Below are 18,444 nucleotides of genomic sequence, written 5' to 3' on the forward strand. Positions count from 1 at the left end.
TTCATGACCACAGCCAATCTGCTCGAATTCGATCTCGACGGGCTGGCTGCGTTCTGCGAAAAACTCGGCGAGAAAAAATTCCGCGCCACGCAGCTGTTCCGCTGGATCCACCAGCGTGGCGCCAGCGACTTCACCCAGATGACCGATCTGGCGAAGTCGCTGCGCGAGAAACTCGCAACCACCGCGCGCGTGGAGGCCCTGTCGGTCCTCACGCAGCATGAATCCAAGGACGGCACGATCAAGTGGCTGTTCGACGTCGGCGGCGGCGATGCGGTCGAGGCCGTGTTCATCCCCGAAGACGATCGCGGCACGCTGTGCGTGTCGTCGCAGGCCGGTTGCGCCGTGGGCTGCCGCTTTTGCTCGACCGGGCATCAGGGCTTCAGCCGCAACCTCACCACGGGCGAAATCGTCGCCCAGCTCTGGTTCGCCGAGCACTTCCTGCGCAAGCACCTGAATCGCAGCGAGCGCGTCATCTCCAACGTGGTGATGATGGGCATGGGCGAGCCGCTGCAGAACTATTCTGCGCTGGTGCCCGCCTTGCGCACCATGCTCGACGACAACGCCTACGGGCTGTCGCGCCGCCGGGTCACCGTGTCGACCTCCGGCGTGGTGCCGATGATCGACCGCCTGGGCACCGATTGCGCCGTGGCCATGGCCGTCTCGCTGCATGCGCCCAACGATGCGCTGCGCGACGACCTCGTGCCGCTCAATCGCAAGTACCCGATCGCCGAACTGCTCGAGGCCTGCAAGCGCTACCTCGTGCATGCGCCGCGCGACTTCATCACCTTTGAATACTGCATGCTCGACGGCGTCAACGACCAGCCCGAGCATGCGCGGCAACTCATCGAACTCGTGCGCACCCATGGGGTCTCGTGCAAGTTCAACCTGATTCCGTTCAACCCGTTCCCGGCGTCGGGCCTGCTGCGCTCGCCGCAACCGCGTGTGCTGGCCTTCGCCCGCACGCTGAGCGAAGCGGGCCTCGTGACCACCGTGCGCAAGACGCGCGGTGACGACATCGACGCCGCCTGCGGACAGCTCGCCGGCGACGTGAAAGACCGCACCCGTGCGGCCGAACGCATGGCCCAACGCCGTGCGGCGGTGGCCGAGCGCCCCGTCGTTCTGCACCCGACCCGCGCCAAGACCCCCAAGACCACCGTTCCCCAGGAGCATTGACGCAATGAGCATGGCCTTTCCGACGACGACCGCGAGCGTGCAGCGAGTGCTGGGCGCAGGAATCGCGAGCGTCGCCGTGGCGCTTCTTCTCGCGGGCTGCGTCAACACGCGAACCACCACCACCGGGCTTGTCGGCAGCGGGGCCGACAGCGGTACCACTGCCGTGACCGACGTCGACGAGAACAACCGTCGCCGTGCCCGCCTGCGGATGGAGCTGGCGGCCGGCTACTTCGAACACGGCCAGCCCTCGGTCGCCCTCGAAGAGCTCAAGCAGGTGCTGGCCATCGACCCGAACTACGCCGACGCCTACAACCTGCGCGGCCTGGTCTACATGCGACTGGACGACGCCGGCCAGGCCGAAGACAGCTTCCGCCGGGCGGTCGCGATCAATCCGCGCGACGCCAACACGCGCCACAACTATGGCTGGCTGCTGTGCCAGCAGAACCGCTACGGCGACGCCGCGCAGCAGTTCGCCGCTGCACTGGCCGTGCCCAGCTATGCCGATCGCGCCAAGACGCTCATGACCCAGGGGGTCTGCGAGCTCAAGGCCGGCCAGCGGCCGCAAGCCGAGCGCAGCCTCCTGCAGGCCTACGAGCTCGATGCCGGCAATCCGGTGGTCGGCTTCAACCTGGCCTCGGTGCTGGCGCAGCGCGAAGAATGGTCGCGCGCGCAGTTCTACGTCCGCCGTGTCAACAACAGCCCCTCGGCCAATGCCGAGACGCTCTGGCTCGGCATCAAGATCGAACGGAAGCTCAACAACCGCGAGGCTGTCGCGCAGCTGGGCGGTCAACTGCAACGACGTTTCCCTCAATCGCGGGAGGCAATGGCGTACGAGCGCGGGAATTTCAATGACTGAACGGGTTTCGGAGTTCGGGACGTCCGCGGCGCTGCCGCTGGCAGAAGGCGACGTCGCGCACAAGACGGCCGGCGACATGCTGCGCGAGGCGCGCGAAGCGCATGGCCTGCACATCGAGATGGTGGCCGCGGCGCTCAAGGTGCCGCCGCAAAAGCTGATCGCGCTCGAGGCCGATGACATCGCCTCGCTGCCCGACCCGGTGTTCGCCCGGGCCCTGGCCAGCAGCGTGTGCCGCGCACTGCGCATCGATCCGGCGCCTGTGCTCGCCAAGCTGCCGGGCGCGCAACGCGCACCGCTCGCTGAAACCAATCGCACACTGAATGCCCGCGTGGTCTCCGACACGCCGCGCTGGAACGGTGGGCGTTCCGGCGGCCTGCCGTCGCGCGCGCTGCTGACGGTCGTGGTGCTGCTCTTGATCGGCGCCGGCGTGCTGTTCTGGATGCCGCAATCGGCGTTCGACCAGATCGGCGCCTCCGTCGCGCGGCTGACTGCAAAGAACGAGGGCGAGACCATGCCGCCGCCCGCCGATCCGGCCGATGTCTCGGAGCCCGTGCCGACGCAGGCCATGGCGCCGACCGGCCCCGTGGGCGCCGCACCGGCCGCTGGCGTGGCGGCTGCCGCACCAGCCGCCCCGGCCTCCGCGCCCCTCGCGGCCGTCGCCAACACCAGCACCGCCAGCAGCCAGCAGCTCGTCTTCGTGGCGCGCGAGGAATGCTGGATCACCGTCACCGAGGCTGGCGGCAAGCAGCTGCTGCGCCGCAGCCTGCAAGTCGGCGAGACCGTCGGCCTGTCCGGCACGCTGCCGCTGTCCGTGGTGGTCGGGCGTGCATCGGCGGTCGATGTGCAAGTGAACGGAAAGCCCTACGATCTGAAGCCTGTCACCCGCGGAGGCGGCGTGGCGCGTTTCGAGGTGAAATCGTGACAACCGACTGCACTCCCCAACCCATCGAATCGGCGGCGCCCAAGGCGCGCCGCTCGCGTCAGGCCAGCGTGGTCTGGGGCCCGCGCATCGTCACGGTGGGGGGCGACGCGCCCACGCGCGTGCAGTCGATGACCAACACCGACACGGTCGATGCCATCGGCACCGCGATCCAGGTCAAGGAGCTCGCCATCGCGGGCTCCGAGATGGTCCGCATCACCGTCAACACGCCCGAAGCCGCCGCCCAGGTGCCCTACATCCGCGAGCAGCTCGATCGCATGGGCATCGACGTGCCGCTGATCGGCGACTTTCACTACAACGGCCATCGCCTGCTCACCGACTATCCGGCCTGCGCCGAGGCGCTGAGCAAGTACCGCATCAACCCCGGCAACGTGGGCAAGGGCGACAAGAAGGACAAGCAGTTCGGCCAGATGATCGACGCGGCCATGCGTTGGAACAAGCCGGTGCGCATCGGTGTGAACTGGGGCAGCCTCGACCAGGAACTGCTCGCCAGCCTGATGGACACCAACAGCCAGCGCGCCGAGCCTTGGGACGCCAAGCAGGTGATGTACGAGGCGCTGATCACCTCGGCCATCGAGTCCGCCAAGCTGGCCGAATCGATGGGCATGGCCGGCAACCAGGTCATCCTGTCGTGCAAGGTGAGCGGCGTGCAGGACCTGATCTCGGTCTACCGCGAGCTTGCAAAGCGCTGCGACAACCCGCTGCACCTGGGCCTGACCGAAGCCGGCATGGGCACCAAGGGCACGGTGGCCTCGGCCACGGCGCTGTCGATCCTGCTGCAAGAGGGCATTGGCGACACGATCCGCGTGTCGCTCACGCCGCAGCCGGGCGAGTCCCGCACGCAGGAAGTGCTGATCGCCAACGAAATCCTCCAGGCCCTGGGCCTGCGCGTGTTCGTGCCGAGTGTCACGGCCTGCCCGGGCTGCGGCCGCACCACGAGTACCACCTTCCAGGAACTGGCCAAGCAGATCGACGATTACCTGCGCCTGCAGATGCCGGTCTGGCGCAAGAAGTACCCCGGCGTCGAGACGTTGAAGGTGGCCGTCATGGGCTGCATCGTCAACGGCCCCGGCGAGAGCAAGCACGCCGACATCGGCATCAGCCTGCCCGGCACCGGCGAGGCACCGGCCGCGCCGGTCTTCATCGACGGCGAAAAGGCCCTCACGCTGCGCGGCGACAATATCGCCAACGAGTTCCACCAGCTCGTCGAAACCTACATCGAAAAGCGCTTCGGCAGCGAACACGCTGTCTTGGCCTGACACCTCCGCAGACTCATGGCTGAAAAACTGAATGCCGTCAAAGGCATGAACGACATATTGCCGCCCGAATCGGCGCGCTGGGAGTGGCTCGAAGCCACTGTGCGCGAGCTGATGGGGCGCTATGCGTACCGCAACGTCCGCACCCCGATCCTGGAGCACACGGCGCTGTTCGTGCGCGGCATCGGCGAGGTGACGGACATCGTCGAGAAGGAGATGTACGCCTTCGAAGACCGTTCGGACAAGCATGGGCAGTCGGAGCACCTGGCGATGCGCCCGGAGAACACGGCCGGCCTCGTGCGCGCCGTGATCGAGCACAACATGCTCTACGAAGGCCCCAAGCGCCTCTGGTACACGGGCCCGATGTTCCGCCGCGAAAAGCCGCAGCGCGGGCGCTTCCGCCAGTTCCACCAGATCGGCGCCGAGGCGCTCGGTTTTGCCGGACCCGATGTCGACGCCGAACTGATCCTGCTGGCCACCGCGCTGTGGAAGGCCATCGGCCTGACCGACGTGCGCCTGGAACTCAACAGCCTGGGCCAGCCGGCCGAGCGCGCGCTGCATCGCGCCCAGCTCATCGCCCACTTCGAGCAGCACGCCGACAAGCTCGACGAGGACGGCAAGCGCCGCCTGCACAGCAACCCGCTGCGCATCCTCGACACGAAGAACCCAGCGATGAAAGATGTGGTCGAGTCGGCGCCGAAGCTGATCGACTTTCTCGGTGCCGAATCGCTGGCGCACTTCGAGGGGCTGCAGGCCATCCTCAAGGCCAACGACATCGCCTTCACGATCAACCCGCGCCTCGTGCGCGGGCTCGACTACTACAACCTCACGGTGTTCGAGTTCGTGACCGATCGCCTCGGCGCGCAGGGCACGGTGTGCGCCGGTGGCCGTTACGACGACCTCATCGCCCAGATCGGCGGCAAGCCGGCGCCCGCGGTGGGCTGGGCCATCGGCGTCGAGCGCGTGCTCGACCTGCTGAAAGAGCAGGGCACCGAAGTGCCGGCACCGGTGCCCGATGTCTATGCCATCGTGCCCGACGCCGCTTCGATGCCTGTCGTGCTGCGCGCCTTGCAGCAGTTGCGCGAAACCGGCGTGCGCGTGCAGATGCACGCCAGCACCGCCGAAGGCCTGGCGAGCTTCAAGGCGCAGATGCGCAAGGCGGACGCCAGCGGCGCCACCTACGCGTTGATCTTCGGTGCCGATGAACTTGCACGCGGTGAAGTGACTCTCAAGGCCTTGCGCGACGCCAGCGTCGCGCAGTCCGCCCGTTCACTTGCTGAAGTGACCACCTGGGCCGCCACCCTACAATCGCCGGCTCCCAACCTCTGACAGCGCATGGCCACCCATCTCGACCTCGAAGAACAGGAACAGCTCGACCAGCTCAAGCATTTCTGGAACACCTACGGCACCCTGATCACCTGGACCGTGCTGCTTGTCGCCGGCGCCTTCGTGGCCTGGAATGGCTGGCAGTACTACCAGCGCACCAAGGCAGCCCAGGCCGCGGCCCTTTATGACGAGGTCGAGCGCAGCACGCAGTCGGGCGACGTCGAGCGCATCCAGCGCGTGATGACAGACATGAAGGACCGCTTCGCAGGCACCGCCTACGCGCAGCAAGCCGGCCTGCTGGTCGCCAAGACGCTGTTCGACAAGGGCAATGCCGACGGCTCGCGCGCCGCGCTGGGCTGGGTCGCGCAGAACGCCGTCGACCCGGGCTACCAGGCCATCGCCAAGCTGCGGCTCGCGGCCGAACTGCTCGACGCCAAGTCCTACGACGACGCGCTCAAGCAACTCGACGGCAAGGTGCCGACCGAATTCGAACCGCTGGTGGCCGACCGCAAGGGCGACATCTACATGGCGCAAGGCAAGCGCGACGAGGCGCAGGCCGAGTACCGCAAGGCCTGGACCGGCCTTGGCGCCGGCTCGGACTACCGCCGGCTGGTCGAGATCAAGCTCAACGCGGTCGGTGTCGACCCGAAGACCCTGGCGCCGACCGTCACCGTGACGCCCGCCGTCCCCAAGAACTCCTGATCGCACATCCTCATGAATTTCAAGCGTTTCATGCCTGAATCGACCGCCCTGCGCGCGGGTTCTGCTCTTGTTCTGGTAACGCTCCTGGCCGCCTGCTCGGGCTCCGGCAAGCCCAAGCCCGCCGAGCTGCCGGCCAATCCGTCCCTGATGGGTGTGCGCCAGGCCTGGAACGTGCGGATTCCGGGCGTCGAATTCCCACTCACCGCCGATGTCAGCGGTGACATCGTGACCGTGGCCGGCAGCGACGGCACGGTCGTCGCCATCGATGCCCGCGCCGGTCGCGAGACCTGGCGCGCCAGCGCCGGTGCGCCGCTGGCGGCCGGCGTCGGCAGCGACGGTTCGCTGACGGCCGTGGTCACCACCAACAACGAAGTGGTCGCCATCGAGAACGGCAAGGTGCTGTGGAAGCAGCGCCTGTCGGCCCAGGCCTTCACCGCACCGCTGGTGGCCGGCCGCCGCGTCTTCGTGCAGACCGCCGACCGCAGCGTCAGCGCCTGGGACGGCCAGAGCGGCCGTCGCCTGTGGCAGCAGCAGCGCCCGGGCGAAAACCTGGTGCTGCGCAAGTCGGGCGTGCTGATCGCGGTGGGCGACACGCTGGTCGCCGGTCTGGGCGGCCGACTCGTCGGCATGAATCCCGGCAACGGCAGCTCGCGCTGGGAAGCGCCCATTGCCGCCCCGCGCGGCACGAACGACGTGGAACGCCTGGTCGACCTGACCGGCAGCGTGAGCCGCTACGGCGACACGGTCTGCGCACGCGCCTACTACGCCAGCGTCGGCTGCGTCGACACGCTGCGCGGCCAGCTGCTCTGGAGCAAGCCGGCCTCGGGCGCTGATGGCGTGAGCGGCGACGAGCGCTTTCTCTATGGCACCGAATCGGATGGCAGCGTCACCGCCTGGCGTCGCGCCGACGGCGAACGCGCCTGGCAGATGAGCCGCCTGAAGAACCGCGAACTGACCGCGCCGCTGGCCGTGGGCCGCTCGCTGATCATCGGCGAGAGCACCGGCACGCTGCACTTCGTGTCGCGCGAAGACGGTGCGCTGCTGAACCGCGTCACGCCCGACGGCTCGGCCATCACCGTGACGCCGGTCCTGGCCGGCAACACGGTGGTCGTCGTGACCGCCAAGGGCGGTGTCTTCGGCTACCGTCCTGAATAATCATTTTTTGTCTTTCTCTTACTTCCAAGGCCCGACCATGAAAACCGCGCCATCGAAAGGCCGGCCATGAAGCCGGTCGTGGCCCTGGTCGGCCGTCCCAACGTCGGCAAGTCGACGCTCTTCAACCGCCTGACCCAGACGCGCGACGCCATCGTCGCCGACTTCGCCGGCCTCACGCGCGACCGCCACTACGGCAACGGCCGCCTGGGCAAGCACGAGTTCATCGTGATCGACACCGGCGGCTTCGAGCCCGATGCCGGCAGCGGCATCTACAAGGAAATGGCCAAGCAGACGCGGCAGGCCGTGGCCGAGGCCGACGTCGTGATCTTCGTGGTCGATGCCCGCGAAGGCCTGTCGGCGCAAGACCACGACATCGCCAACGAGCTGCGCCGGCTGGGCAAGCCCTGCGTGCTGGCGGCCAACAAGGCCGAAGGCATGCACGACGGCACCAAGCTGGTCGACTTCTACGAGCTGGGCTTCGGCGACGTGCACGGCGTGTCCGCGGCGCACGGGCAGGGCATGCGCGACCTGGTCGAGCTGGCGCTCGCGCCGCTGAACCTGGCTGACCCGGACGACGAGGAAGACGAAGACGATGTCAACAAGCCGATCAAGCTGGCCGTGGCCGGCCGGCCCAACGTCGGCAAGTCGACGCTGATCAACACCTGGCTGGGCGAAGAGCGCTTGGTGGCCTTCGACATGCCCGGCACGACGCGCGACGCCATCTCGGTGCCGTTCGAGCGCAACGGCCAGCGCTTCGAGCTGATCGACACCGCTGGCCTGCGCCGCAAGGGCAGGGTCTTCGAGGCGATCGAGAAGTTCTCGGTGGTCAAGACGCTGCAGGCCATCGAGTCGGCCAACGTCGTGCTGCTGCTGCTCGACGCCACGCAGGGCGTGACCGACCAGGACGCGCACATCGCCGGCTACATCCTCGAAAGCGGACGTGCGGTGGTGATCGCCATCAACAAGTGGGATGCGGTCGACAGCTACCAGCGCGAGCAGATCCAGCGGCAGATCGAAACCCGCCTGCCGTTCCTGAAGTTCGCGTCATTGCATTTCATCTCGGCCATCAAGCGCCAGGGCCTGGGTCCGGTGTGGCAGGCCATTGCGCAGGCCCACAAGTCGGCCACGCGCAAGATGTCGACGCCGGTGCTGACGCGCCTGCTGCTGGAGGCGGTGCAATTCCAGGCGCCCCAGCGCGGTGGCATGTTCCGACCCAAGCTGCGCTATGCGCACCAGGGCGGCATGAATCCGCCCGTGATCATCATTCACGGCAATTCGCTGGAGCATGTGACCGACGCCTACAAGCGTTTCCTGGAAGGGCGTTTCCGCAAGGAATTCGACCTCGTGGGCACACCCTTGCGGATCCAGTTCAAAAGCTCGCAGAATCCGTTCGTGGACAAGGACAACTGAGGGCGCTTGGCTGCCGATGGCAGCCGTTGAGCCGCAGCAGGAGCGGAAGTTCCGTCTTTTGAGAACCGTTATTTTCTCAAGGCTTTTGACCCCGATTGCTGCGGCGCAGAAACCCTGTGTTAAGGTCATCTCTCCAACAACTACTCTTGAACACGGAGAATATCGTGAGCAATAAAGGGCAACTTCTGCAAGACCCGTTTCTGAACACCTTGCGTCGCGAGCATGTGCCGGTTTCCATTTATTTGGTGAACGGCATCAAGCTGCAAGGCCAGATCGAGTCCTTCGATCAATACGTCGTGTTGCTTCGCAATACAGTGACGCAAATGGTCTACAAGCACGCCATTTCCACCATCGTGCCGGGTCGTGCCGTCAACTTCTCGGCCAACGAGAACGACGACGCCGCCGCCTGATCGCGCGGAGCGCGGCGGCAACCCCGCCGCGCTTTTTCCATATCTGATTCCGCTTGTCTGATTCGATCCCCCGCCAGGAAGGCGCCGCCGTTCTCGTCGGTGTCGATTTCGGGCTGCCCCATTTCGACAGCGAGCTCGAAGAACTCGGCCTGCTCGCACAAACCGCGGGCCTGACGCCCGTTGCTCGCCTGGCCTGCAAGCGCAAGGCGCCCGATGCGGCGCTGTTCGTCGGCAGCGGCAAGGCCGAAGAGATCAAGGAACTCGCCGCCATGCACCGGGCGAGCGAGGTCATCTTCGACCAGTCCTTGAGTCCTGCGCAGCAGCGCAACCTCGAACGCCAGCTCGATGTCGCGGTCTACGACCGCACCTTCCTCATCCTCGAGATCTTCGCCCAGCGTGCCCGCTCGCACGAAGGCAAGCTGCAGGTCGAGCTGGCTCGCCTGCAGTACCTGAGCACGCGGCTGGTCCGCCGCTGGTCCCACCTGGAGCGCCAGACCGGCGGTGCGGGTGTGCGCGGCGGCCCGGGTGAGAAGCAGATCGAGCTCGACCGCCGCATGATCAACGAGTCGATCAAGCGCACGCGCGAGCGCCTGGCCAAGGTGCAGAAGCAGCGCAGCACGCAGCGCCGCCAGCGCGAGCGCCGCGAGACCTTCAACATCTCGCTCGTCGGCTACACCAACGCGGGCAAGTCGTCGATCTTCAATGCGATGGTCAAGGCGCGCGCCTATGCGGCCGACCAGCTGTTCGCCACGCTCGACACCACCACGCGCAACCTCTACCTGGGCGATGCGCGCCGGCAGGTGTCGATCTCCGACACGGTGGGCTTCATCCGCGACCTGCCGCACGGCCTGGTCGATGCGTTCAAGGCCACCTTGCAGGAGGCGGTCGATGCCGACCTGCTGCTGCACGTGATCGATGCCTCCAACCCGCACTATCCCGAGCAGATGGCCGAGGTCCAGTCGGTGCTGCAGGACATCGGCGCAGGCGACGTGCCGCAACTGCTGGTGTTCAACAAGCTCGACGCCCTTGAAAGCGCGCAACATCCGCTGCATCTGCAGGACGAGATGGAAATCGACGGCGTGCAGGTTCCCCGCATCTTCCTCAGCGCCAAGACCGGTGAAGGCCTGCCGTTGCTGCGGGCCGAGCTGGCCCGGCAGTCGGGTTCCGTCGCCGATACGATGACCCCTGAGGCGGACGCTGAATTGCACGATGCGGCCCCTTGATTGGGCACAATCCCGCCACTGACACGAGAACGAAGCGAATGAATGCAAAGCCAGCGCGGAGAGGGTTTCTGGGCATGTTCAACCTGAACGATGGCCGATGGGGTCGCGGCGACGAGCCGTCCTCCAACGGCGACCGCCCGGCCGGCAACCGGCCGCCCGATGCCGATCCCCCCGGCGCCCCGATCCCGCCGCCTTCGAGCGGCAACCAGAACAACAACGGCAACGGCAATCGCCCGCGCGGCCAGGGCCCGAACCAGGGTCCGCCCGACCTCGACGAACTCTGGCGCGACCTCAATCGCAAGCTCGGCGGTTTCTTCGGCGGTGGCAAGGGTGGCGGCAATCGCCCCAACGGCACCGGCAGCGGTGGCGGCAACGGCTACAAGCCCGACATGAAGAACGCCGGCTTCGGCATCGGCCTCGTGGCCGCCGTGGCGGTCCTGATCTGGCTCGGCACCGGCTTCTTCATTGTGAACGAAGGCCAGCAGGCCGTGGTGACGCAGTTCGGCCGCTACAAGTCGACGGTGAATGCTGGCTTCAACTGGCGCCTGCCGTACCCCATTCAACGCCACGAAGTGGTGGTGACCACGCAGATCCGTTCCACCGACGTGGGCCGCGACGCCATCGTGCGTTCCACCGGCCTGCGCGAATCGGCCATGCTGACCGAAGACGAGAACATCGTCGAAATCAAGTTCGCCGTGCAGTACCGCCTGAGCGATGCGCGCGCCTGGCTCTACGAGAGCAAGTCGCCCGCTGAAACCATCGTGCAGGTGGCCGAAAGCTCCGTGCGCGAAGTGGTCGGCAAGATGAAGATGGACGCGGCGCTCGCCGAAGAACGCGACCAGATCGCCCCCCGCGTGCGCGCACTGATGCAGACCATCCTCGACCGCTACAAGGTCGGTGTCGAAGTCGTCGGCATCAACCTGCAGCAGGGCGGCGTGCGTCCGCCCGAGCAGGTGCAGGCCGCCTTCGACGACGTGCTCAAGGCCGGCCAGGAACGCGAACGCGCCAAGAACGACGCCGAGGCCTACGCCAACAATGTCGTGCCGCTGGCCACCGGTACCTCGTCGCGCCTGAAGGAAGAGTCCGAGGCCTACAAGGCCCGCATCGTGGCGCAGGCACAGGGTGACGCCGGTCGCTTCAGCTCGGTGCTGACCGAGTACCAGAAGGCGCCGCAGGTGACGCGCGACCGCATGTACACCGACGCCATGCAGCAGATCTACGCCAGCACGACCAAGGTGCTGGTCGACAGCAAGCAGGGCTCCAACCTGCTGTACCTGCCGCTCGACAAGCTGATGCAGCAAGGCGGCGGCAATACAGCCACGCCCGTGGATGCCGCCAGCCCCAGCGTGGCCGGCACCGCACCGACCCAGTCGTCGGTGATCCCGGTGGCGCCCGCCACCACCGACGTGCGCGCCCGTGACGGCCGCTCGCGTGACCGCGACGTGCGCTGAGAAAGGCCCGGAACAACATGAACAGAATCGGTTTCATCGCCACCTCGGTCCTCGTCCTGCTCGTGCTGCTGAGCTCGACCCTCTTCGTGGTCGATCAGCGCCAGTTCGGCGTGGTCTATGCCCTCGGCCAGATCAAGCAGGTCATCACCGAGCCCGGCCTCAACTTCAAGCTGCCGCCGCCGTTCCAGAACGTGTCGTACATCGACAAGCGCCTGCTGACGCTCTCGAGCCTCGACACCGAGCCCATGCTCACCGCTGAAAAGCAGCGCGTGGTGATCGACTGGTACGTGCGCTGGCGCATCTCCGACCCGCAGGCCTACATCCGCAACGTCGGCCTCGACGAGAACGCGGGCGCCATGCAGCTGAACCGCGTGGTGCGCAACGCCTTCCAGGAAAACATCAACAAGCGCACCGTGCGCGACCTGATCTCGGTGCGCCGCGAAGCCCTGATGGCCGACGTGCAGCGAGAAGTGCTGGCTGTGGTGAAGGGTGCCAAGCCCTGGGGCGTCGATGTGGTCGATGTGCGCATCACCCGCGTGGACTACGTGGAAGCCATCACCGAGTCGGTCTACCGCCGCATGGAAGCCGAGCGCAAGCGCGTGGCCAACGAGCTGCGTTCCACCGGCACGGCCGAAGGCGAGAAGATCCGCGCGGACGCCGACCGCCAGCGTGAAGTGATCGTGGCCAACGCCTACCGCGACGCCCAGAAGATCAAGGGCGAGGGCGACGCCCAGGCTGCCGCGACCTACAGCGAGGCCTTCGGCCGCGATCCGCAGTTCGCCCAGTTCTATCGCAGCCTCGAGGCCTACAAGCAGAGCTTCAACAAGAAGAGCGACGTGATGGTGCTCGACCCGTCCTCGGACTTCTTCCGCGCCATGCAGAGCTCCGGCTCGGCGCGCAAGTAACAACAGGCCGTCCGTTTCCGCTGTCCTGCCTGGAGCCGTGAGCGCCGACACCTTCTGGAGCGCGTTGGCGCTGGTCCTGGTGATCGAAGGCATCCTGCCTTTCGTCTCGCCGGGCGGGTGGCGGCGCGGCTTCAGCCAACTGCTGCAGCTGCGCGATGGCCAGCTGCGTTTCTTCGGTCTTTGCAGCATCCTGCTGGGTTTGGTACTGCTCTGGGTTCTGGGGTAGCTCGGGCCCGGTAGAATCCCGGTTTAACCACGCCCCCGATCCCCATGTCCGCCTGGGTCCTCCCGGATCACATTGCCGATGTGCTGCCCTCCGAGGCGCGCCACATCGAAGAACTTCGACGCCAGCTGCTCGATACCGCCCGTGGCTATGGCTACGAGTTGGTGATGCCGCCGCTGCTCGAGCACCTGGAGTCGCTGCTTTCGGGCACCGGCGAGGCGCTCGACCTCCAAACCTTCAAGCTCGTCGACCAGCTCTCCGGCCGCAGCATGGGCCTGCGTGCAGACACCACCCCCCAGGTGGCGCGCATCGATGCCCACCTGCTGAACCGCGACGGCGTGGCCCGCCTGTGCTACTGCGGCCCGGTGGTCCACACCCGGCCCGACCGCCCGCACGCCACCCGCGAGCCGCTGCAGTTCGGCGCCGAAATCTACGGCCACGCCGGCCTGGAAGCCGACACCGAAACCCTGCTGCTGGCGCTCGACTGCCTCGACGCCGCCGGCCTGCGCGACGGCGTGATCGTCGACCTGGCCGACGCCCGCATCGTGCGCGCGCTGTTCGCCGGCGTGCCGGTCGATGCCGCCGCGATCGCCCGCGTGCACGCCGCGCTGGCCGCCAAGGACGCGAGCGAGCTGCAGGCGCTCACCAAGGATTTCCCCGCCGCCTCACGCGACGGCCTGCGCGCCCTCGTGGGCCTGTACGGCGATGTGGCCGTGCTCGACGAGGCCGCCAAGGCCCTGAAGGGCACGCCCACCGTGGCAGCGGCGCTGGCCGACCTGAAGCAATTGGCCGCCGGCCTGAACGGCACGGCAGGGCGCCAGATCAGCTTCGACCTGGCCGACCTGCGCGGTTACGCCTACTACAGCGGCATGCGTTTCGGCATCTACGTGCCGGGCGCGGCCGACTCGCTGGTGCGCGGTGGCCGCTATGACGAGGTGGGTGCCGTGTTCGGCCGCAACCGTCCGGCCGTCGGCTTCAGCCTCGATGTGCGCGAACTCGTCGGCGTGCTGCCGGCCCGTCCGCTGCGCGCCGCCATCCGTGCGCCCTGGAGCGACGCGGCCGGCCTGCGCGAGGCCATCGCCCAACTGCGCAAGGCCGGCGAAACGGTTGTCTGCGTGCTGCCCGGACATGGCAGCGAAATCGATGAATTCCATTGCGACCGCGAGCTCGTCGAGCAGGCCGGCCAATGGAGTGTCCGAGCGATCTGAATTTTTAAGCAATGGAACGAGCATGAGCGTAACCACCGGAAGAAACGTGGTCGTCGTCGGGACCCAGTGGGGCGACGAAGGCAAGGGCAAGCTGGTTGACTGGCTGACGGAAAGCGCCCAGGGCGTGGTCCGTTTCCAGGGCGGCCACAACGCGGGCCACACGCTGGTCATCAACGGCGTGAAGACGGCGCTGCACCTGATCCCGAGCGGCATCATGCGGCCCGGCGTCAAGTGCTACATCGGCAACGGCGTGGTGCTGTCGGCCGCCAAGCTCTTCGAGGAAATCGAAGGCCTGGAGAAAGCCGGCGTCGAAGTGCGTTCGCGCCTGCGCATCAGCGAGGCCTGCCCGCTGATCCTGCCGTTCCACGCCGCGCTGGACATCGCGCGCGAGGCCTACCGCGAAAAGGGTGGCATCGAGAAGATCGGCACCACCGGCCGCGGGATCGGCCCGGCCTACGAAGACAAGATCGCCCGCCGCGCGCTGCGCGTGCAGGACCTGAAGCACCCCGAGCGTTTCGCCGCCAAGCTGCGCGTGCTGCTCGAGCTGCACAACCACGTGCTCACGCAGGTGCTGGGCGCGCCCGCCATCGACTACGACACCGTGTTCGACGAGGCCATGCGCCATGCCGCGCTGCTCAAGCCCATGATGGCCGACGTGTCGCGCGAGTTGAACGACGCCCACAAGGCTGGTGCCAACCTGCTGTTCGAAGGCGCGCAGGGCACGCTGCTCGACGTCGACCACGGCACCTACCCGTACGTCACCTCGAGCAACTGCGTGGCCGGCAACGCCGCCGCCGGTTCGGGCGTGGGGCCGGGCATGCTGCACTACGTGCTGGGCATCACCAAGGCCTACTGCACCCGCGTGGGCGGCGGTCCGTTCCCCACCGAGCTCGACTGGGCCACGCCGGGCACCCCCGGCTACCACATGAGCACCGTGGGCGCCGAGAAGGGCGTGACCACCGGCCGCAGCCGCCGTTGCGGCTGGTTCGACGCCGCGCTGCTCAAGCGCTCGGCGCAGGTCAACGGCCTGTCGGGCCTGTGCATCACCAAGCTCGACGTGCTCGACGGCCTCGAGAAGCTCGAGCTGTGCACCGGCTACGAACTCGACGGCGAAACCACCGACATCCTGCCGATGGGCGCGGACGAGATCGAGCGCTGCACGCCGATCTACGAAACGCTCGAAGGCTGGACCGAAAGCACCGTGGGCGTCACGCAGTACGACAAGCTGCCGGTCAACGCGCGGCTGTACCTGCAGCGCATCGAGCAGGTCACCGGCGTGCCGATCCACATGGTGTCGACCAGCCCTGACCGCGACCACACGATCATGATGCGCCATCCTTACTTGGCCGACTGAAGAGGAAGAAAAGACCCATGTTGACCGAAGACGGCAAACATCTCTACGTCAGCTACGACGAGTACCACAACCTGATCGAGAAGCTCGCGATCAAGGTGCACCAGTCGGGCTGGGAGTTCGACACCATCCTGTGCCTGGCGCGTGGCGGCATGCGCCCGGGCGATGTGCTCTCGCGCATCTTCGACAAGCCGCTGGCGATCATGTCGACCAGCTCCTACCGCGCCGACGCCGGCACGATCCAGGGCCATCTCGACATCGCCCGCTACATCACGACCCCCAAGGGCGAGATCGCCGGCAAGGTGCTGCTGGTGGACGACCTGGCCGATTCGGGCCACACGCTGCACGCCGTGATGGACATGCTGCGCAACAACTACCAGCCGATCACCGAGCTGCGCAGCGCGGTCATCTGGACCAAGGCACTGTCGACCTTCACGCCCGACTACTCGGTGGAGTTCCTGGCCACCAACCCGTGGATCCACCAGCCCTTCGAGGGCTACGACTCGCTCGGCGCCGAGAAGCTGATCGAGAAGTGGTCGGTCTGATGACCGGCCCTGGCACCACCGGCTGGCGCGCTCAGCTGCTGCTGCAGCTGCCGCCGCCGGGGGTGTCGAACATCGCGGTGTAGCGCCGCTGCATTTCCTCCGGCGTCACCTTCTCGATGCTGTGACCCACGTTCCACCGGTGACCGAAAGGGTCGCGGAAGACGCCGGAACGCTCCCCATAGAACTGATCCTGCGGTGCCATGTCCAGCGTGGCACCCGCGGCGACCGCGCGCGCGACCAGCGCATCGGCGTCGTCCACGTGCAGGTGCAGCGTCACGGCGCTGCCGCCGAGCGCCTTGGGCGAGCGGATGTTGAACTCGGCGAACTCGTCCGAGATCATCAGGATCGCGCCGTTGTGAAAGTCCAGTTCGACGTGCCCGATGCGGCCGTTGGGCTCGGTCAGTCGAAAGATTTCCTTCACCTCGAACACGTGGCAATAGAAGTCGACGGCGGCGGCGGCGTTGTCGACGCAGAGGTACGGAAACAGCTCGTGAATGGCCATGGCGGGACCTGCCTTTCTTTCTTGAATCGGATGTTGAAACGGGGACCGTGGCGCCGATTCTGCGCAGCCCCGGCGCTAGCGTCTTGAAGGAATTTGACCTGCCGCGCCGACAGCCGGCACATGACGCGGCGACGCGGCACCCGTCTGCCGCCAGGCCTGCGGCGACAGGCCGGCCAGTGCCGAGAACTCGCGGCTCAGGTGCGCCTGGTCGCTGTGGCCCGCGGCGAGCGCGATGTCGGCCCAGGCGCGCGCGGGATCGTCGGCGGCCAGCGCCAGCACGCGGTCGAAGCGCATCACGCGGGCGTATTCCTTGGGCGCGAGCCCGACCGCCGCGCGAAACAGCGCGATGAAGCGCCGGTGGCTGTAGCCGCTGCGCGCCACCAGCGTGGCGATCGACGCGGGCGTGTCGCGCGTCATCTGGCCCAGCGAGGCGGCCACGGCCGGGTGCAGGCCGCGCGGGCTGGTGCGGGGCAGGGCGACGGCGGCCAGGCGCCGGGTCAGCAGGGCCTCGAACACGTCCAGTTGCCGGGCCGGGTCGTCGGACGATGCATGCAGCTGTTCGAGTGCGTCGGCGGTCTGCCGCTCGCCCCACAGCGCGTCGAGCGGCGTGTGGCGGCCACTCAGAGCGTCTTCAGGTGCGCCGAGCAGTAGCCGGGCGGCACCGGGGTGCAATTGCGCGCCGACCGAGCGTGTGGCCACCGACACATCGCGCAGGTAGAAAGCGGCGCGCGCGCCGCCGACGATGGCATGGCCGACCGTGTGGCCGCGCAGGTCGCGCGTGTCGTCGAAGAGCCGCAGCGGCGGCCCCGAAAGCCGGAACACCAGGTGCATGCCGCCCGTGGGCAGCACGTGCTCGCGGGCGCCGGTGCGTGTGTCGGGTGTGCCCTCGGGCGCCGAGGCCCACAGCAGCCGCAGGAAGGGCCGCAGATGAGGGGACGGGGGCCGCGTCAGCTGCATGGCGCGACGGGCCCCGGCAAGGGCGGGTGGGTGAGCATCGGCGCATTGTGCGCCGAGGAGCCGCCCCGGCCCAGGCTGCTTACTTGCTCGTTGCGAGGCGCTTCTGGATGTTGGCGGCGCGGTCGCCGGAGGCCGGGTGCGAGCTGAGCATCGAGCTCTTGCCGCCGTCGAGCTTGGCCAGCTTCTGGAACGCGGTGACGAGGCCTTCGCGCTTGAGCTTCTGCGTGGTCAGCAGGTCGAAGGCGTAGTTGTCCGAATCGGTTTCCTGCGACTGCGAGAACTGCGCGTTGACCAGCTTCTCGGCGAAGTCGCCGATCTGCGAGGACGACAGCTGCGTGATCGCCGCATTGCCGGTGGCGCCGGCCAGGCCGCGCGCGGCCGACACCGCGTAGGCGGTCTGCATGGCCTTCTTGCTGTGGCCCAGGGCGACGTGGCCGATCTCGTGGCCGATGATGCCGCGCAGCTCGTCGTCGTTCATGAGGTCCATGAGGCCGCTGTAGACGCGGATGCAGCCGTTGCCCATGGCCCAGGCGTTCACGTCCTTCGTGAGGTAGACCTTGTAGCTGGCGGGCTGGCCACCGATGGTGGTCGGCAGGCCCTGGCGCACGCGCTCCAGGCGCTTGCTGTAGGCATCGGCGGGGCCCGCGACCTTGGAACTCTTGTCGAGCTCGGCGCAGGACTGGTTGGCCAGTGCCTGCACGTCGCCGTCGGTGAGCGACATGGCCTTGAAGGCGCTGCCGCCGGCGCCCGCGAGCGCGTTGGAATCCAGGTTCTTCATGCCGCCGCAGGCGGACAGGGCTGCAGCGGCCGTGATGGTGATGAGCAGATGACGCATCGAGAAAATCCTCCCT

At 67.4% G+C, this 18,444-nt stretch carries 19 protein-coding genes; 16 read left to right on the forward strand and 3 right to left on the reverse strand.

Going from position 1 to position 18,444, the window contains the following annotated elements:
* The first annotated feature begins 3 nt into the window (after positions 1–3).
* The 16 genes from rlmN (at position 4) to AC57B8_RS03540 (ending at position 16,134) form a co-directional block, all read left to right on the forward strand.
* Positions 4–1,173: a dual-specificity RNA methyltransferase RlmN gene (gene rlmN, locus AC57B8_RS03465; RefSeq protein ID WP_496478658.1), complete on the forward strand. Its 1,170-nt coding sequence runs from the start codon at positions 4–6 to the stop codon at positions 1,171–1,173.
* Between the two features lie 4 nt (positions 1,174–1,177).
* Positions 1,178–2,029 carry a type IV pilus biogenesis/stability protein PilW gene (gene pilW / locus AC57B8_RS03470; protein ID WP_159271536.1) on the forward strand — a complete coding sequence of 284 codons (852 nt, stop codon included), beginning with the start codon at positions 1,178–1,180 and terminating at the stop codon, positions 2,027–2,029.
* A complete protein-coding gene (locus AC57B8_RS03475; protein WP_496478659.1) occupies positions 2,022–2,951 on the forward strand; it encodes a helix-turn-helix domain-containing protein in 930 nt (309 codons plus the stop codon). Before pilW ends, AC57B8_RS03475 begins: the two co-directional genes overlap by 8 nt.
* A complete protein-coding gene (gene ispG, locus AC57B8_RS03480; RefSeq protein WP_070061008.1) occupies positions 2,948–4,228 on the forward strand; it encodes a flavodoxin-dependent (E)-4-hydroxy-3-methylbut-2-enyl-diphosphate synthase in 1,281 nt (426 codons plus the stop codon). Before AC57B8_RS03475 ends, ispG begins: the two co-directional genes overlap by 4 nt.
* A gap of 15 nt (positions 4,229–4,243) precedes the next feature.
* On the forward strand, positions 4,244–5,554 hold the full coding sequence (hisS, locus tag AC57B8_RS03485; RefSeq protein ID WP_496478660.1) for a histidine--tRNA ligase: 1,311 nt from the start codon (positions 4,244–4,246) through the stop codon (positions 5,552–5,554).
* A gap of 6 nt (positions 5,555–5,560) precedes the next feature.
* Positions 5,561–6,253: a YfgM family protein gene (locus tag AC57B8_RS03490; protein ID WP_159271539.1), complete on the forward strand. Its 693-nt coding sequence runs from the start codon at positions 5,561–5,563 to the stop codon at positions 6,251–6,253.
* Positions 6,254–6,265: 12 nt separating this feature from the next.
* Positions 6,266–7,408 carry an outer membrane protein assembly factor BamB gene (gene bamB / locus AC57B8_RS03495; RefSeq protein WP_496478661.1) on the forward strand — a complete coding sequence of 381 codons (1,143 nt, stop codon included), beginning with the start codon at positions 6,266–6,268 and terminating at the stop codon, positions 7,406–7,408.
* 66 nt (positions 7,409–7,474) lie between these two features.
* Positions 7,475–8,818 carry a ribosome biogenesis GTPase Der gene (gene der / locus AC57B8_RS03500; protein ID WP_062480763.1) on the forward strand — a complete coding sequence of 448 codons (1,344 nt, stop codon included), beginning with the start codon at positions 7,475–7,477 and terminating at the stop codon, positions 8,816–8,818.
* Between the two features lie 164 nt (positions 8,819–8,982).
* A complete protein-coding gene (gene hfq, locus AC57B8_RS03505) occupies positions 8,983–9,228 on the forward strand; it encodes an RNA chaperone Hfq (RefSeq protein ID WP_056582504.1) in 246 nt (81 codons plus the stop codon).
* A 53-nt stretch (positions 9,229–9,281) separates the two neighbouring features.
* Positions 9,282–10,451: a GTPase HflX gene (gene hflX, locus AC57B8_RS03510; RefSeq protein ID WP_070061004.1), complete on the forward strand. Its 1,170-nt coding sequence runs from the start codon at positions 9,282–9,284 to the stop codon at positions 10,449–10,451.
* A gap of 74 nt (positions 10,452–10,525) precedes the next feature.
* Entirely contained in the window at positions 10,526–11,902 is a 1,377-nt protein-coding gene (gene hflK / locus AC57B8_RS03515) for an FtsH protease activity modulator HflK (RefSeq protein ID WP_496478662.1), read from the forward strand.
* Positions 11,903–11,919: 17 nt separating this feature from the next.
* Positions 11,920–12,807: a protease modulator HflC gene (hflC, locus tag AC57B8_RS03520; protein ID WP_062480758.1), complete on the forward strand. Its 888-nt coding sequence runs from the start codon at positions 11,920–11,922 to the stop codon at positions 12,805–12,807.
* Between the two features lie 37 nt (positions 12,808–12,844).
* Positions 12,845–13,033 (forward strand): DUF2065 domain-containing protein, encoded by a 189-nt coding sequence (locus AC57B8_RS03525; protein WP_062480756.1) that lies wholly within the window; start codon positions 12,845–12,847, stop codon positions 13,031–13,033.
* A gap of 44 nt (positions 13,034–13,077) precedes the next feature.
* Positions 13,078–14,238 carry an ATP phosphoribosyltransferase regulatory subunit gene (locus AC57B8_RS03530; protein ID WP_070061002.1) on the forward strand — a complete coding sequence of 387 codons (1,161 nt, stop codon included), beginning with the start codon at positions 13,078–13,080 and terminating at the stop codon, positions 14,236–14,238.
* A gap of 22 nt (positions 14,239–14,260) precedes the next feature.
* Positions 14,261–15,592, forward strand: coding sequence for an adenylosuccinate synthase (locus AC57B8_RS03535; protein WP_062480752.1), 1,332 nt, complete (start codon positions 14,261–14,263; stop codon positions 15,590–15,592).
* Between the two features lie 17 nt (positions 15,593–15,609).
* Positions 15,610–16,134 (forward strand): phosphoribosyltransferase, encoded by a 525-nt coding sequence (locus AC57B8_RS03540; RefSeq protein WP_062480750.1) that lies wholly within the window; start codon positions 15,610–15,612, stop codon positions 16,132–16,134.
* 31 nt (positions 16,135–16,165) lie between these two features.
* Here the strand turns inward: AC57B8_RS03540 and AC57B8_RS03545 are convergent, their stop codons facing one another.
* From AC57B8_RS03545 to AC57B8_RS03555, 3 genes are all read right to left on the reverse strand, one after another.
* Positions 16,166–16,636, reverse strand: coding sequence for a VOC family protein (locus AC57B8_RS03545; RefSeq protein ID WP_496478663.1), 471 nt, complete (start codon positions 16,634–16,636; stop codon positions 16,166–16,168).
* A 75-nt stretch (positions 16,637–16,711) separates the two neighbouring features.
* A complete protein-coding gene (locus AC57B8_RS03550) occupies positions 16,712–17,593 on the reverse strand; it encodes a helix-turn-helix domain-containing protein (protein ID WP_496478664.1) in 882 nt (293 codons plus the stop codon).
* Between the two features lie 79 nt (positions 17,594–17,672).
* On the reverse strand, positions 17,673–18,428 hold the full coding sequence (locus AC57B8_RS03555) for a M48 family metallopeptidase (RefSeq protein WP_062480745.1): 756 nt from the start codon (positions 18,426–18,428) through the stop codon (positions 17,673–17,675).
* Positions 18,429–18,444 lie beyond the last annotated feature (16 nt).

Source organism: Variovorax sp. BGA-UO-ETr-C22, from assembly GCF_059567965.1.